The organism is Microcoleus sp. (assembly GCF_041354475.1).
Classification (GTDB): domain Bacteria; phylum Cyanobacteriota; class Cyanobacteriia; order Cyanobacteriales; family Microcoleaceae; genus Microcoleus.
On sequence record NZ_JBGJZU010000014.1, the window covers coordinates 1 to 13,962 of the forward strand.

The 13,962-nt window shown below is 42.8% G+C and carries 18 protein-coding genes; 13 read left to right on the forward strand and 5 right to left on the reverse strand.

Annotation, left to right across the window (positions count from 1 at the left end; all coding sequences use genetic code 11):
- Positions 1-151 precede the first annotated feature (151 nt).
- Complete coding sequence (locus ACBR23_RS07620; RefSeq protein ID WP_371114360.1) at positions 152-736, forward strand: PAP/fibrillin family protein; 585 nt, start codon at positions 152-154, stop codon at positions 734-736.
- 338 nt (positions 737-1,074) lie between these two features.
- On the opposite strand, the gene ACBR23_RS07625 is transcribed toward ACBR23_RS07620, so the two are convergent.
- Positions 1,075-1,314, reverse strand: coding sequence for a helix-turn-helix domain-containing protein (locus tag ACBR23_RS07625; protein ID WP_371114359.1), 240 nt, complete (start codon positions 1,312-1,314; stop codon positions 1,075-1,077).
- A gap of 163 nt (positions 1,315-1,477) precedes the next feature.
- Here ACBR23_RS07625 and ACBR23_RS07630 point away from each other — a divergent pair, with 163 nt between their 5' ends.
- The 10 genes from ACBR23_RS07630 to ACBR23_RS07675 all read left to right on the forward strand — a co-directional run bounded on the left by ACBR23_RS07630 (position 1,478) and on the right by ACBR23_RS07675 (position 10,672).
- On the forward strand, positions 1,478-1,738 hold the full coding sequence (locus tag ACBR23_RS07630; protein ID WP_371114358.1) for a hypothetical protein: 261 nt from the start codon (positions 1,478-1,480) through the stop codon (positions 1,736-1,738).
- 147 nt (positions 1,739-1,885) lie between these two features.
- Entirely contained in the window at positions 1,886-2,554 is a 669-nt protein-coding gene (locus ACBR23_RS07635; protein ID WP_371114357.1) for a Uma2 family endonuclease, read from the forward strand.
- Between the two features lie 130 nt (positions 2,555-2,684).
- Positions 2,685-2,867 carry a type II toxin-antitoxin system RelE/ParE family toxin gene (locus tag ACBR23_RS07640; protein WP_341736589.1) on the forward strand — a complete coding sequence of 61 codons (183 nt, stop codon included), beginning with the start codon at positions 2,685-2,687 and terminating at the stop codon, positions 2,865-2,867.
- A 104-nt stretch (positions 2,868-2,971) separates the two neighbouring features.
- Positions 2,972-3,787: a PD-(D/E)XK nuclease family protein gene (locus ACBR23_RS07645; RefSeq protein WP_371114356.1), complete on the forward strand. Its 816-nt coding sequence runs from the start codon at positions 2,972-2,974 to the stop codon at positions 3,785-3,787.
- 104 nt (positions 3,788-3,891) lie between these two features.
- A complete protein-coding gene (locus ACBR23_RS07650) occupies positions 3,892-5,553 on the forward strand; it encodes a family 10 glycosylhydrolase (protein ID WP_371114355.1) in 1,662 nt (553 codons plus the stop codon).
- A 128-nt stretch (positions 5,554-5,681) separates the two neighbouring features.
- Entirely contained in the window at positions 5,682-5,828 is a 147-nt protein-coding gene (locus tag ACBR23_RS07655) for a hypothetical protein (RefSeq protein ID WP_371114354.1), read from the forward strand.
- Between the two features lie 126 nt (positions 5,829-5,954).
- Complete coding sequence (locus tag ACBR23_RS07660; RefSeq protein WP_371114353.1) at positions 5,955-7,109, forward strand: DUF262 domain-containing protein; 1,155 nt, start codon at positions 5,955-5,957, stop codon at positions 7,107-7,109.
- On the forward strand, positions 7,106-8,257 hold the full coding sequence (locus ACBR23_RS07665; RefSeq protein ID WP_371114352.1) for a DUF3696 domain-containing protein: 1,152 nt from the start codon (positions 7,106-7,108) through the stop codon (positions 8,255-8,257). The genes ACBR23_RS07660 and ACBR23_RS07665 overlap by 4 nt, the downstream gene beginning before the upstream one ends.
- 3 nt (positions 8,258-8,260) lie before the next feature.
- Complete coding sequence (locus ACBR23_RS07670) at positions 8,261-9,202, forward strand: hypothetical protein (protein WP_371119103.1); 942 nt, start codon at positions 8,261-8,263, stop codon at positions 9,200-9,202.
- A gap of 192 nt (positions 9,203-9,394) precedes the next feature.
- A complete protein-coding gene (locus ACBR23_RS07675; protein WP_371114350.1) occupies positions 9,395-10,672 on the forward strand; it encodes a bifunctional sterol desaturase/short chain dehydrogenase in 1,278 nt (425 codons plus the stop codon).
- Positions 10,673-10,725: 53 nt separating this feature from the next.
- On the opposite strand, the gene ACBR23_RS07680 is transcribed toward ACBR23_RS07675, so the two are convergent.
- Positions 10,726-11,325 carry a glyoxalase-like domain protein gene (locus ACBR23_RS07680; RefSeq protein WP_371114349.1) on the reverse strand — a complete coding sequence of 200 codons (600 nt, stop codon included), beginning with the start codon at positions 11,323-11,325 and terminating at the stop codon, positions 10,726-10,728.
- A gap of 279 nt (positions 11,326-11,604) precedes the next feature.
- Between ACBR23_RS07680 and ACBR23_RS07685 the strand changes: the two genes are divergently transcribed.
- A complete protein-coding gene (locus ACBR23_RS07685; protein ID WP_340526030.1) occupies positions 11,605-12,006 on the forward strand; it encodes a gamma-glutamylcyclotransferase in 402 nt (133 codons plus the stop codon).
- 272 nt (positions 12,007-12,278) lie between these two features.
- Here the strand turns inward: ACBR23_RS07685 and ACBR23_RS07690 are convergent, their stop codons facing one another.
- Complete coding sequence (locus ACBR23_RS07690; RefSeq protein ID WP_371114348.1) at positions 12,279-12,563, reverse strand: hypothetical protein; 285 nt, start codon at positions 12,561-12,563, stop codon at positions 12,279-12,281.
- 117 nt (positions 12,564-12,680) lie between these two features.
- Between ACBR23_RS07690 and ACBR23_RS07695 the strand changes: the two genes are divergently transcribed.
- Positions 12,681-12,809: a hypothetical protein gene (locus tag ACBR23_RS07695; protein WP_371114347.1), complete on the forward strand. Its 129-nt coding sequence runs from the start codon at positions 12,681-12,683 to the stop codon at positions 12,807-12,809.
- Positions 12,810-12,856: 47 nt separating this feature from the next.
- On the opposite strand, the gene ACBR23_RS07700 is transcribed toward ACBR23_RS07695, so the two are convergent.
- Together ACBR23_RS07700 and ACBR23_RS07705 are read right to left on the reverse strand one after the other, a co-directional pair.
- A complete protein-coding gene (locus ACBR23_RS07700; protein ID WP_341736527.1) occupies positions 12,857-13,489 on the reverse strand; it encodes a type II toxin-antitoxin system antitoxin SocA domain-containing protein in 633 nt (210 codons plus the stop codon).
- A complete protein-coding gene (locus ACBR23_RS07705) occupies positions 13,461-13,910 on the reverse strand; it encodes a hypothetical protein (RefSeq protein ID WP_371114346.1) in 450 nt (149 codons plus the stop codon). The genes ACBR23_RS07700 and ACBR23_RS07705 overlap by 29 nt, the downstream gene beginning before the upstream one ends.
- Between the last annotated feature and the right edge of the window lie 52 nt (positions 13,911-13,962).

Here is a 13,962-nt window from a genome sequence, read left to right on the forward strand (position 1 = left end):
GGGGGTGACTTCTTCCTTCTTCCTGAATTTCCCCCCTTGGGGGGGGCAGGGGGGGGTTCTTCTTCCTTCTTCCTGAATTTCCCCCCTTGGGGGGGGCAGGGGGGGGTGACTTCTTCCTTCTTCCTTCTTCCTTCTTCCTTCTTAAAAAATCATGATTGGAAAATCTGGACTATTAGAAATAATTGCGGGTAAGAATCGCGGCTTGCTGGCGACGGCTAGCGACAAACAGGCGATTTTAAGTGCGATCGCCTCTTTGGAAGATTTCAACCCCACACCTCGCCCCGTGGAAGCCACAGAGCTCTTAAATGGGGATTGGCGGTTATTATACACCACCAGCCGCGCACTGCTGAATCTCGACGGTTTTCCCTTGTTAAAACTCGGTCAAATTTATCAATGTATCCGAGTTAAAGAATCTAAAATCTATAACATTGCTGAACTTTACGGATTGCCTTATTTAGAGGGAATAGTCAGCGTAGCGGCAAAATTTGAAGCAACTTCAGAATGTCGAGTACAAGTAAAATTTGAGCGGTCAATTTTAGGTTTACGCAGCTTGATTGGCTATGAATCTCCGGTTAAGTTTATCAATGAGATTGAGTCGGGTAAAAAGTTCACTGCTGTAGATTTCGGGCTGGATGCACGGGAACAACAGGGATGGCTGGATATTACTTATTTGGATAGCGATTTGCGGATTGGGCGCGGCAATGAAGGAAGTGTTTTTGTATTGACAAAAGAGTGATTTATTATTGGCTGTAGGGGCGGGTTTTACCAACCATCATCGCCTCAAACTAACAATCTCAAAAACCCGCCCCGGCCCCATTGCTGTAGGGGCGGGTTTTACCAACCATCATCGCCTCAAAATAACAATCTCAAAAACCCGCCCCGGCCCAATTGGTTCATAAACAGACTCCTACAGGTAGATGAGGATTTGCCCTTGGGTGGGGGCGGGTTTAAAAGATGATCGATTTTAGACAATTATTGTCGGTAAAACCCGCCCCTACTTATATAATAAATTTGAGCCGTTGGGTGGGGGCGGGTTTAAAAGACGATCGATCTGCGCGGACTAAGAGATTATTGTTACTCCGTCGGTTTTGTCTGTTCTTTCTGTTCCGTCGGCATTGACTTTCTGACAGCTAGCACTAACTCCGCTTCGGTACATCGATACAAGTCCCGCATTCGGAATACTTGCCAAACTTCCATCTTTGGCAATGTTCGGCCCTTTTCCCAGTTGCGAATTGAAGATTCAGCACATTCTAGTATATGTGCTACGTCTATAATTTTCAGCCCCGCACGTTCTCTTAAGGCTCTCAGATCCATAGCTGACCGAACCTTTTGACAGAATAAGCGTTAATATTTAGCGCTAAATATTGACATAGAAAGTGAGTTTGGTGTTTAATCATAGTAGTAGAGGCGTTAGTCGATTTCCGGCAAGAGACTTGCTAACGCCCTTTCCTGTACTCCTTACGAATACCAGACGATTATGACACAAAACGGTTATCAACAGGGATTCACCGGGAATCCTGGTGCGATCGCGTACCAAAAATGGCTTTACCCTTGGGCGATCGCGAAACTCATGCCAAATATGCAGCGCGCGATTGTGGGGCGATTTCGGAGGCGATCGGATGCTGACGGCCATTTGCTGTGTCTGCGTCAACTAATGCCTCAAGTAAGGTTTGTCGTAGTCTTTGACTTGCAACCAGACTTAGAAGTAGCAATTCCCGCGCCGACAGTAATTCGATAAACACCGCATCAAAATCAAACAAACCGGGTTTTTTGCGGTTTTTGCGGGCTGTAACGAGTATTTTCGCAAAAACCCGGTTTCTGGGCCCCCAGCAGATAAATATCAACTTCAGTTAGGATTAAATTATCCTTAATTCACTTTTGAATCATGACTTATACAACTCCAAAATTCATCGTGTCTCAAGTAGGTGAAATTCCCCAATGGCAAGTCGCGACGTGGGAAGATTATGTAGCAGCCTGCGAAGATCCGTCTTTGGAGGAAGCCAGAATATTTTTTTATGAAGGATATCTTTGGATAGACATGGGTAATGAAGGAATTAATCACGCCAGATTTAACAACCTCTTGACTCTGGTGTTTGGATTTTGGTTTGTCAACAAAGGAGGACAAGCTTTCGATGACTTGGGTGGATGTGTAATTGAGAAGCCAAAGGTGGGAGGAGGTGCGCCCGATCGCATTTTATACGTCGGTGGAGATTTCATCCAGTGGAAAAAAGGGGAACCGCGCCGAGTCAATCTGAATAAATCGCGAATCCCCGATTTAGTGATAGAAACTTCCGATACTACTTTAACGAGCGATTTGGATCAAAAGAAGCGATTGTATGCTGCTTTGGGAATTCCTGAATATTGGGTGGTAGATATTCAAGGCGAGAGAGTTTTGGCATTTCGATTGAACGAGAATGGCAACTATCAGGAGTGTGAAATTTCTGGTGCGCTTCAGGGTTTACCAATTGCGTTGCTATCGGAGACTTTGAAACTTTTGACTCAGGGAAATGGGACGGCGGCGATGTGGTTTGCTCAACAAATTGGGAATTTGTAAATGGGGGTGGGGAAAAGTGCGATCGATCATGGCTCACGACATTGAGCAAATTGCAGACTACATCGCTAGTCAATCGGGACTCGATAAAGCCGATCGCTTTTTAAGCAAACTCGACGCAAAATAGGCCAAAATTGCTCAGTTTCCCAACATTGGACGACAACGAGACGAGATTTTGCCATGTCTACGCAGTATCCCGATGGATAACTATCTTATACTCTATATGGCGATCGGACAGGATGTAGAAATATTTCGAGTTGTCAGTGGTTATCGAGATTTGTCAGACCTGTTCACGGATGTTGATGATTCAATTTAATTCATCTCAGAATAACAGATAGTTTGGGCGCATAAACTGTCACATAAATTTCATAATGGGCATAAAAAAGCTTACCAAAAACAAAAAAAATAACAGACACAAAAATGTTCCGACTCTCCCAAAGCCAACTCAAAATTATCCAAGAATGCCCGCGCAAATTCCAACATAGCTACCTAGAACTCCTCGCCACTCACACATCCCCAGAACAACAAGAAAAACTCGCATGGGGTAGCCGATTTCACCTCTTGATGCAGCAGCGCGAACTAGGATTGCCCCTGGCATTTATCACCGAAAAAGAAACTGAAATGGAACGCTGTATTACAGCATTTATCCATAGCGCCCCCGAACTTTTTACCCAGTATCAAAAGGATGAAAAAACCTTCCGCCAAGCCGAACATCCCCGTACCTTAATTTTTCAAGATTACCTATTTACCGTCATCTACGATTTGCTAATAGCAGAACCCAACCAAGCTCAAATTCTCGACTGGAAAACCTATCCCCGTCCTCAAGAATTCCACTGGATTTCCCAAACTTGGCAAACTCGCCTCTATTTATATGTATTAGTAGAAACCAGCGATTATTCGCCGGAACAAGTTTCTATGACATATTGGTTTGTCCAATTGCAAGGAGAGGAACCGCCACAAAGCCTCACATTTTCTTACAGTCAAATAGAACACGATCGCACAAAACAAGATTTAACCAACCAGTTGCACCAGCTTAGCCAGTGGCGAGAGGAATATGCCCGATCCGGTGAATTTTTACCCCAAGTACACATTAATTCCCATGTCTGTAATTCCTGTCAATTCGCCCCTCGTTGCAACCGGACCAAAGACACCAAAGCTTCCTTAGCCAATTTTGTTGTAGAACCTCCGACGGATTGGCTACCAAATATTGCTATAATCGATGAAATAAGTATTTAACAGGACTGACGCATTTCCACGTAATTTTGTAGTGGTGCATCAACGCGATCGCACTTAGGCGATCGCACCGAAAATTAGACGCTTAAACCCAATTTAATGTTCCCATGAAATTTGCACCAAATCCCATCGCCATTCCGCAACGCCAGCGACGCTTTTTAAGTGCAGTAACTGCCGTTTTAACCTGTAGCTTCATCTGCCCAATCCTGGGAGAAATCATTGAAAATAAACCAGCAGTTGCCCAATTCTCAGCCTATTGCCAATTTTCCAAAGAACAAGTAAATGAAAAAGAAGATTTGCGTCGGGCGGCCCTCTCAGGAAAACCGGAATCTCAGCAGGCATATTTTAGTGCATTAAACAAACACGCGCGGGAAATAGCCGAATGTCGCCAAAAAAATTGGCCCCAAACTCAAGCAGTTTGGCTGCGCTTGTATCCCTGCGATGTCCGGGCGGGAGAACTCGATCGCGTATTAGACAAAGTTGTGAATAAAGGCTACAATCAAGTCTATATCGAAGTATTTTACGATGGTCAAGTGCTACTTCCAGTCGCGGATAATCCTACGACTTGGCCTTCTGTTTTGAGAAATCGTGGCTACGAGAAATCCGATTTATTAGAAAATGCGATCGCCAAGGGAAAACAGCGAGGTTTAAAAGTGTATGCTTGGCTATTTACCATGAACTTTGGCTATACCTACGCCCAGCGTGAAGACAGACAGCAAGCACTGGCAAAAAACGGTCAAAATCAGACAACTTTAACCGTAGTTCAAGACGGAGGAATTAACGATGACTTCGCAGAAGTTCCGGGAAATCAAGCCTTTGTCGATCCCTACAGCCCCCAAGCACGGCAAGACTATTCCTTGTTAGTAAATCAAGTGCTCAAACGTCGCCCCCAAGGAATGTTATTTGACTACATTCGTTATTTACGAGGCGTTGGCCCAGCTTCCGTTGTCACTAAAGTCAAAGATTTGTGGATTTATGGCCCAGCATCCCAGCAAGTTTTATTGCAGCGTGCTAACAATCAACAAGGGCGAGATTTAATCCAGCGATACTTGACAAAAGGATTTATTAATGTTAGTGATGTTCAAGCAGTAGTCAAACAATATCCAACCGAAAAAGAACCTCTTTGGCAGGGGCGAATTCCGCAACCGATAGCAACACCAACTCCCACACCAACTCCCCCTCCTAAAAAAGCCAACTCTAGGGGACTGACTGCTGCAAAAGTTCCCGATAATGGTAAACCAAACGTTCCGAATCCCACACCAAAACCAACCCCAACACCAAAACTGCCTGACACTGGTACTCTGCAAAAAGACCTCTGGAAACTGAGTGTTGCTCACGCAGTCCAAGGAGTTTTAGAATTTTTGGGGATGGCAATTCAACCAGCCCAAAGGATGGGAATACCTGTAGGAGCAGTATTTTTTCCGAATGGGAATCAAACTATAAATCTAGGAGGATTTGATTCGAGATTGCAGCCTTGGGACAGGTTTGCGGCTTCTGTGGAATTTCACGCGATGTCCTATGGCAATTGTGGGGATGTAAGCTGTATTGTACCCCAGGTGCAGCGAACTGTGAGTTTAGCACCTCCGGGAGCAAAAATTATTCCGGCGATCGCCGGTGATTGGGGAAAATCCCTGAAAAATCGGCCTTCTTTGGAAGTTCAAATGCAGGCAATTCGCTCTGCTACACCGCAAATTAATGCAGTGAGTCATTTCTCTTTTGGGTGGCAAGAACCGGAAGATGAAAGAGCACGACAAACTTGTCGGTTGTAGGGGGATGATATCAAATGCGGTAGAAAATTCGGTAGCATTGTCTATAGTTCTCGGCGGTTGAAACCGCTACTAAACTAACGAAGTCTGCCTCCGCAGACTAACAGATTGAGGGGATATTTAAGCGGGATTTGGAAAGCTGGCTAACTGTTGGACAAACTCTTGATGTGCGTCACTGTTTAATCCGGCTTGAAGAGTTGCGATCGCCCTTGGCATATCCCCCTCTAAGAGTGCTGCAACCGCCAACCACAACCCCGGAAAAACTCGGCTGCGAATAATTCCTGCTGCATCGGGAAGCTAATTTTAGACAAAGCTGTAAGCCACGAAATTTGTGAGATAATATTTGAGAAGACTATTATTTGCTAAAATACTCACATCAAGGTTAACACAGAGGAGTATTTCCTATGGTAGGTCAGCCAGAACTAGAACAGCAAGTATCCAACCAAGATTCAATGATTGATGACTTAAATTTGAATCAAGAAGAAGATAACGGTGATGAACTTTATGAAACAGACAAATTGATATACGATCCTGATGAAATTAATATTTTTACCAGAGAACCAACCATCGAGCAACTCCTAAGAAGAATCAATGAGGAAGCTCTTGACTTAGCACCAGATTTTCAGCGTCATGCAAACATTTGGAAAGATGACGCTAAAAGCAGACTGATCGAGTCGATCCTGATTCGGATTCCATTACCAGCTTTTTATATAGATGCAACTGATGAAGATAAATGGTTAGTTGTGGATGGATTGCAGCGGCTATCTGCTCTCAAGCAATTTATGAGCGATAAAAAACTGAAGTTATGCGGACTAGAATACTTGCTCAATTTAGAAGGCAAAAATTATGATGAAATCGGGCGGAGATACCAGCGTCGAATAGAGGAGACTCAGGTGACAGTTTATTTGATTGAAAAAGGTACGCCTCCTGAAGTTAAATATAATATTTTCAAACGGATTAATACAGGTGGACTGCCGATGTCTCCTCAAGAACTGCGCCATGCTCTCAACCCCGGTAAGGCAACAAAATTCTTAGCTAAACTTGCTCTTTTACAAGAATTTAAGCAAGTTACTAAGCTAAGTAAGTTGCGTAAAATGCGGATGGACGATCGGGAATTTATACTGGGTTTTTTAGCATTTACACTTACATCTTATAAAAATTATCAATCTGAAAAAAGAAATTTATTTTTAAGTAAAGCATTATCTAAAATTAACCATATGTCGGAACCGGAATTAAAAGTAATTGAAGATAATTTCAAAAAAGCTATGGTTGCTGCATGGAACATCTTTGGGAAAAATGCCTTTCGTAAAATCTCCCAGCACCAAACAAAAATGTTTCCGATTAATAAAGCATTGTTTGAAGTTTGGTCTGTTAATCTCAGTTTGCTTAGCGACGCACAACTTGATGTATTGAAGCAGAAAAAGGAGCAGTTGAGTGAAAAATTTAGAAATTATGTAGACAGCGATCGAGATTTTTTGACTTCTATCTCTCAGGCAGCGGAAAAAATCGAGTATAGATTTATGATAATTGAACAAATAATTCAGGAGGTTTTGATATGATTACTTCGGTGCACTTGCTCAACTTCAAACCTTTTGCAAATCAGTTATTGGAATTTAAAAACCTTACTTTATTTTCAGGTTTGAACAGCACGGGTAAATCTTCTGTTATGCAATCGCTCCTACTGCTAAGACAATCTTACCAACAGGGTTTATTGCCAGAAAAAGGGTTGGCGCTTAATGGCTATTTTGTGAATATCGGTACTGCTAGAGACGCACTTTTTGAGGGAGCAAAAGAGGACTTAATTGGTTTTGGCATTGTTTGGGAAAATAATAAAAAAGCGACATGGAGTTTCAAATATGACAGAGAAGTAGATGTGTTAAACATTGACTCGGAAACAGTTAGTTCTGAAGTCTATAAATCGAATATTTTTGGCAATAATTTTCACTATCTTCAGGCAGAAAGGCTTGGACCACGCCCATTTAATGAAATGTCTGATTACCAAGTACGACAGCTCGGTCAACTGGGGATAAAAGGCGAGTATGCTGCACATTTTCTTGCTATTAATGGGCGTGCGGCTATCCCTAATAGTAATCTCAGCCATCCCGATGTAAAGTTAAAAAGGCAAAATTTGACACAGACTCCTAATAAATCAATGGATTTAATCGACCAAGTTGAGGCGTGGATGGGAGAAATTAGTCCTGGTACGCGCCTTAAAATTGATGCCAAATCCGATGTCGATTTGATGAGTTTTCAATATTCCTATGGAGATAGCAATCCTTACCGTGCAACCAATGTGGGATTTGGAATTAGCTACACTTTACCGATTATTGTAGCGGCACTTGCATCAACACCGGGTACAATCATTTTAATTGAAAATCCTGAAGCACATCTTCATCCCAAAGGACAAGTTAAAATGGGTCAATTATTAGCTTGGGCCGCTAGCGGTGGCGTTCAAGTGGTGATAGAAACTCACAGCGATCATGTTTTAAATGGCATTCGCCTTGCGGTTCACGGGGGCAAACTTGACCCGAAAGATGTTCAGTTGCATTACTTCCAGCGTCAAAATAAAGAAGGACAAGCTGTGACTGAGGTAATATCGCCAAAAATCGATCGCAACGGACGAATAGATCGGTGGCCGGATGGTTTTTTTGATGAGTGGGACAACAGCTTGGAAATTTTGTTAGAACCTGCGGTAAAAGGAGAATAAGGGATGGATTTGGAGATGGTGTTTAATGAACTATCCGCGCGAACTCTTGCTCCTGATATTTCTATAGCACGACAATGGATGTCAGAATTGATTAGGACGATGGTTGCAGCTAAAGGCTGTGGATTGAAAGGTATCCGCACTCAAGCAGATTTTCATACTATGGTACTTGCAGAAAACTATCCTCTTTCTCGTTGGCGTAATGATAATGAAGTTAATAGAGAAGAGCGGACTTTTCTGAGAACTCTCGCAACTAAAGCTCCTTTATCCGTTGATATTCCCAATCTAGAAATTAAAATAAAAGTTGAAAATCCCGATTGTGAGTTTAGTTTAGAGGGTAGCCAAGCAGAAGGCTTCAAAGTTGCTTATTACCTTGAAACATTGGCAATTAGTCTAAATTCAGAATCGCTGTGGAATCGCAGTCGCCTCAATTTAGAACTAATACAAATAGACGACAATGAGGATCTGATAGAAGAAAGTGTAGAGGTTCTTCATGCTAGTCATAAAAACCACGTTCTCGAACACGCTGATTGGATTAAAAAGCGTCAGCAAACAGGAGTTGCTGATGGTTTGGAGCTTTGGAACCGTCGATCTGAGTTATTCTCCAGCCTGGAATTTTGCGATCGCACTAGCGACCAAATACAAAGCCTTATCGATCCAAAAATGTTACGACAAGTTGTCAGAAAGTTATTGGAGCTTGATGCCTTATCCAAAAATTGGACAGACGGAGCGGTGGATTTGGAGAAGCTTCCTAGCAAGGTATCTCCAGAGAGCGAGTCAAGGCTTAAGCAGTTTAGAGAGCAACTAAATATTAAATGTCTTGACGGAAAAAAGCGTATTTTCAGTTTGCACATCCGTATGACACCGGGAGCTTGGCGACTCCATTTCTGCACGGAATTAGGGCCGGGAAAGATAATCATTGGGTATATCGGTCCCAAAATAGAATGATTTACAAAAAATTTCCCATCGTAAATCCTAATCAACCGACATCTCAACAAAATTAACTTGTTCTGTATTTCATCCGCGTTTGGCAGATTTTAAAACACCTGAGTAAACTTCCAGACTAGCTAAAAAAACCATTTTAAGTTATCTTTCAAAACAGACAATATCTAATATCTCAAATTTCCAACTGGTGCGAGTATGATCAATTACTGGATAGTCGGCGCTTTGGCAATAGCTTCTGTCTGTTGGGCAGAAATCATCCGAGACTTTTATCATGTCGCATCCCACTATTGGCCGCCACTGTACAAGCTACACGCTTGGCACCACCGCGTTTTTCGCCCGAATTTGACTCCCGTCAGCGAGACAATCTACAAGCAAGCCCACTGGCGCCACGATGTGCCGGAAGCTGCGTCTATGATGGTTTTGGGCTTGTTGCTGTGGGTGGCGGCTTTTTTCTGGATGCCGGAATATCACTGGGGCGCAGCAGCGGGTTGTGTTTATACTTTAGGCTTTTTGTTGAGTGCGATCGCCCGTGGTTGCGGCATCAAGGGTGCTGATGAATTAACCGACATCACCCATCAACCCGGAGACTTCCTCACTCCACCGGGAAATTGGTTGGTGAATAAACCTTACCATTGGCGGCATCATTTCGATAATCAAAATGCTTACTATTGTGGTACTTTCACGTTAATCGATAAACTTATGGGGACTGCACTTTCTCTTAAAGGTAAAACTGTAGCCGTCACCGGGGCATCGGGAACTTTAGGAAATTTGCTGTTAAAATATCTCCACCAAACTGGTGCAAAAGTTATCGCCCTCACATCGGGAAATCAAACAATTACTGTGAATATTGATGGCAAAGATTTGCCTGTAAAAACCATAAGTTGGCAAATAGGTCAAGAGGCAGACTTAGCAGAATTGTTGGAAAAAGTCGATATTCTGGTGATTAATCACGGCATTAATGTGCAGGGTTCGAGAAGCCCAGAGGCGATCGCCAATTCCTACGAAATCAACACTTTTTCCGCGTGGCGGCTGATGGAACTTTTTCTGCTAACGGTGCGCACTAACGAAAATATAGCCAACAAAGAAGTTTGGGTCAACACCTCGGAAGCCGAAGTCATTCCGGCTGTCAGTCCCCTCTACGAGCTCAGCAAGCGGGCTTTGGGAGACTTGGTAACTCTGCGGCGACTGGATGCGCCTTGTATTGTTCGCAAACTAATTTTAGGGCCGTTTAAAAGTAAGTTAAATCCGATCGGCATTATGTCGCCAGATTGGGTAGCCCAGCAAATTGTCAAACAAGCTAAAGCCGATGCCCGCAATATCATCGTGACAATTAATCCTTTGACATTGATACTCTTTCCGGTTAAAGAGTTTTTGGTTTCTTTGTATTTCCAAATTTTCAGCCGTCAGGTAATTTCCGAGAGCAAAGAAGCGATGACACCGGAAAAATCTACTGTGGGTACAAAGATTAATTGACCAATAAAAAACCCGGATTTTTAGCAAAACCGGGTTTTTCAAGCTGAATCAAACTAATTACTTACTTCAGACATTTCAATGACGCGGCCATCATAATCTTTTACCAAAAAGTTTAGTGGTTTTTCCCGGCGAATTTTATATTTAATGCCACGAGTTTGGACTCTCATTAATAGCTGATCCAAACATTCGCGATCGAAACAAACGTGACGCTGGCGATTTTTTTCCCCCGCCAGAGCACCGCTAATTACGTGCAATTGGGTGTTTTTCATTAACTGATACCACAAACCCTCGGAAGTCGCCATGGTTTGACTGTTAGTCCCCCTGCCGACATTGGGCGACAAATATAGTGGATCGATACCCGTTGTGCCCAAGGTTTGCTCGTAATTGTAGTAGTAGTGCAGTGGCACCTCTGCTACTGGCAGATCTAACATTCCCTCGTAGAATTGTCGAGCTTGCCCCATATCTGATACCATCACGGTGTGTACCTTGGGTGCACTGGTGAGAAACATCCACATCGCCCCTGCATAGGCTGCTAGCAGCATCACCATAATGCCTTGAGTCGAAAACAGGCTGTCTAGGGGCAGCGATGGCAAGAAAGAACTTAAGTGCAAAGGGTGAAGTGCCGGGGTAATAATACTAACTGCTAGAGTCATGAATTATAAGAAAGGGTAAACAACGAAATTTATCAGAAAATTGGGTTTAAAACCCCGTCCTGATAGCAGGACGGCTTTTTCCCCGAAAGTGCATAGTCCCAAATCCTATTGTTGGTAACAACACTCGCAGTCGCCCGCGAGGATTAAACTATTTAGAGAGATCCCAAACAGCCTGTTAAGAACAGGTCTGATGACCTGACGGGTTCGACAATAATTATGGGAGAAGTTTATTAGGTTAGCCATATATGTTAGCAAAAACTAGCCGTTAGGGTCTGCGTGATGAAAGTCTTTGTCTACGGTACTCTCAAACCCGGTGAATGCAACTACCTCCGCTATTGCGAAGGAAAGGTTGTGTCTGCTTGTCCGGCGATCGCCCGCGGTCAGCTTTTTGCCTTGCCCGCAGGCTATCCGGCCATGATTTCTGGGGAAGGAAGAGTGTACGGTTTCCTCCTGTGTTTCGGCGACTCCGCTATTTTGCCAGATTTAGACGGACTTGAAGAATACGATCCTGAACGCCAACCCGCACAAAACGAATATCAGCGACAGGAAATCGAAATATTCGATCTCAATTGCCAATCTTTAGGTACTGCTTGGGCTTACTTGATGTTACCCGATCGCCTTCGTTCTCTCAGAGGCATCTTCCTGCCTGATGGGACGTGGAAAAATAGGCTGTATCTCTGATTTGGTATTTTGAGGCTCTGGGGGCGTTGAAAGCCTTATTTTTGGTTTTTTGAGTGTTGACTGTTATGGCTAGGGCTTACGCAAAAAACCCGGTTTCTTCCAAAAATAGTCGATTTTTTCGACAGATATTCACGCAGAAACCGGGTTTTTGACCTTTAGCTGTATTTTATAATTCTGATGGTAGCAGATTTGATCTAATATCAATTCCGGTTGCACCGTCAGGTGATGTTGACAGTTGACAGTTGAGAATGAACCGGTTTCTGCCGATTTGACTAATCTGGATAAGTCGATCGCTTTTTGATGCTGGTTTTGTTGATTATATATTCTCTGATTACTGGCCAGATTGTGAAGTGCGATCGCCCGTTTTGCTTTACTGTTTCAATTAATGACCTGCGCCCTAAAGATTGCATGACTTTCAAGAGTTCTGGCGGTGATAGTTGCAGATTTTCTGGTATTTTTGATATGACTGAAGTCGCTAGAAAATCAACATTTTCTAGTAAAGAAAAAGGATTTGTCGCGCACCACGTTATACCAATTAACGTATGGGAACATAGCAATTTGACACTTCGTGCAAACGACCACCATGCAATGTTGATGAAAACAATCCAATTAACCGTTTGCTAGTGCCTGTTTACTTTCATAAAGGTAATCATCCAACATACTCAGATGATGTAATGTATATTCTTGAAAAAGAATGGTCTTACCTTGTTATAGATGGCGAAGAAAATGATTGTGAAGCTATAATGCAGGTTTTGAATCAAGTAATTGACTATCTTAAAGATACAATGTTTGCAGGTACTTGAAGGAAAATCCCAAGCCTTCGGGCGATTTCGGTTGAGAAGGGACAATTTTAGACAGAGGTTTCTTCTTTGACACGGCCCGAATAATATTTTTTCATCGATTCTTGAGAAATAATGGCATGACAAGATTCGTCTTTCGGCAAATCCCCTCTCGCTTCCCGCCAAGGCATTTCACTGCAAATCATTCGTTCCAAAGTTTCATCATCATACTCAAAATATGCCTCGGCAACTTCTTCGATAAATTCCCCGATTTTTTGGGGAAGTTTCGGTTGTTCGATTTTCTCTGCAATCGGTTCCCAGCTAAATTGGCATTGATACTTCTCCAATAAATCAGGAATCACCGGCCCGTGAATCCATGCTTGAAAATCTGCATCAAATAGTGACGTGCCGTAAACTCCTAAATACCAAGCTTGAGCGTAATACAGGAGTTTTTGTAGCTTGTAGACATTGATTGCTACATCAGTTTGCGCGGCTAACCAAAGGAAAGCATTTGCAATATCTCGATCGCTCAATTTGTCCGAATTACTTGGAACCGCAACAACTTTCAGTTGACCTTCGCCTATCTGTTCCAATAGTTCAGAAACTGACAAGTTAAATTCTCCGGCTATTTGCTCAACTTTTTGCCAGACAGGAGAACTTATAGTTATTTGATATTCAGTTGTTATTGAGGAAGCTTGGGTCATGGCAGTTCTGAGAGCTGATTTGAATAATTGTAGCAAGCTGAGACACTACATTCAGGACTTCAGATAATGATACCTCGTTTTTCTCATCAAATTTTCTCTCGCTTCCTTCTCCCTTAATTAGTAGATAGCTGAAACTCATATCAGGTTTAATTTCCACTTCTAGATTGCCCTGTGGACTCCGCCATTCCAGTTGTAGGCTACCATTAGCAATTGGTGCTGCATCATAGGGTAAAATCCGATCGCCAACTAAAGATGAAAGAGAATATTTAACATGAATTAGCAACTGACAGGCTTTTACAAAAGCAACGGGAGAAACTGCTAATGCACCATAAGAATCCCAGTCATGTTCTAGTTGGGCAAGTTGCGTTAAGCGCTCTAATATTGGATCTAAGGAAACATCGGTTAATGTTGCTTGAGACATGGCTTTTACAAAGATCGTATTTTATATAGCAATCCTAAATCATTTGTGAATT

What these genes read in the sequence shown, in the direction of transcription:
- ACBR23_RS07695 (WP_371114347.1), top strand. Translation starts at nt 12,681, where the DNA reads ATGTATATTCTTGAAAAAGAATGGTCTTACCTTGTTATAGATGGCGAA.
- ACBR23_RS07620 (WP_371114360.1), top strand. Translation starts at nt 152, where the DNA reads ATGATTGGAAAATCTGGACTATTAGAAATAATTGCGGGTAAGAATCGC.
- ACBR23_RS07645 (WP_371114356.1), top strand. Translation starts at nt 2,972, where the DNA reads ATGTTCCGACTCTCCCAAAGCCAACTCAAAATTATCCAAGAATGCCCG.
- ACBR23_RS07700 (WP_341736527.1), bottom strand. Translation starts at nt 13,489, where the DNA reads ATGACCCAAGCTTCCTCAATAACAACTGAATATCAAATAACTATAAGT.
- ACBR23_RS07635 (WP_371114357.1), top strand. Translation starts at nt 1,886, where the DNA reads ATGACTTATACAACTCCAAAATTCATCGTGTCTCAAGTAGGTGAAATT.
- ACBR23_RS07625 (WP_371114359.1), bottom strand. Translation starts at nt 1,314, where the DNA reads ATGGATCTGAGAGCCTTAAGAGAACGTGCGGGGCTGAAAATTATAGAC.
- ACBR23_RS07665 (WP_371114352.1), top strand. Translation starts at nt 7,106, where the DNA reads ATGATTACTTCGGTGCACTTGCTCAACTTCAAACCTTTTGCAAATCAG.
- ACBR23_RS07675 (WP_371114350.1), top strand. Translation starts at nt 9,395, where the DNA reads ATGATCAATTACTGGATAGTCGGCGCTTTGGCAATAGCTTCTGTCTGT.
- ACBR23_RS07685 (WP_340526030.1), top strand. Translation starts at nt 11,605, where the DNA reads ATGAAAGTCTTTGTCTACGGTACTCTCAAACCCGGTGAATGCAACTAC.
- ACBR23_RS07630 (WP_371114358.1), top strand. Translation starts at nt 1,478, where the DNA reads ATGACACAAAACGGTTATCAACAGGGATTCACCGGGAATCCTGGTGCG.
- ACBR23_RS07670 (WP_371119103.1), top strand. Translation starts at nt 8,261, where the DNA reads ATGGATTTGGAGATGGTGTTTAATGAACTATCCGCGCGAACTCTTGCT.
- ACBR23_RS07660 (WP_371114353.1), top strand. Translation starts at nt 5,955, where the DNA reads ATGGTAGGTCAGCCAGAACTAGAACAGCAAGTATCCAACCAAGATTCA.
- ACBR23_RS07680 (WP_371114349.1), bottom strand. Translation starts at nt 11,325, where the DNA reads ATGACTCTAGCAGTTAGTATTATTACCCCGGCACTTCACCCTTTGCAC.
- ACBR23_RS07650 (WP_371114355.1), top strand. Translation starts at nt 3,892, where the DNA reads ATGAAATTTGCACCAAATCCCATCGCCATTCCGCAACGCCAGCGACGC.
- ACBR23_RS07705 (WP_371114346.1), bottom strand. Translation starts at nt 13,910, where the DNA reads ATGTCTCAAGCAACATTAACCGATGTTTCCTTAGATCCAATATTAGAG.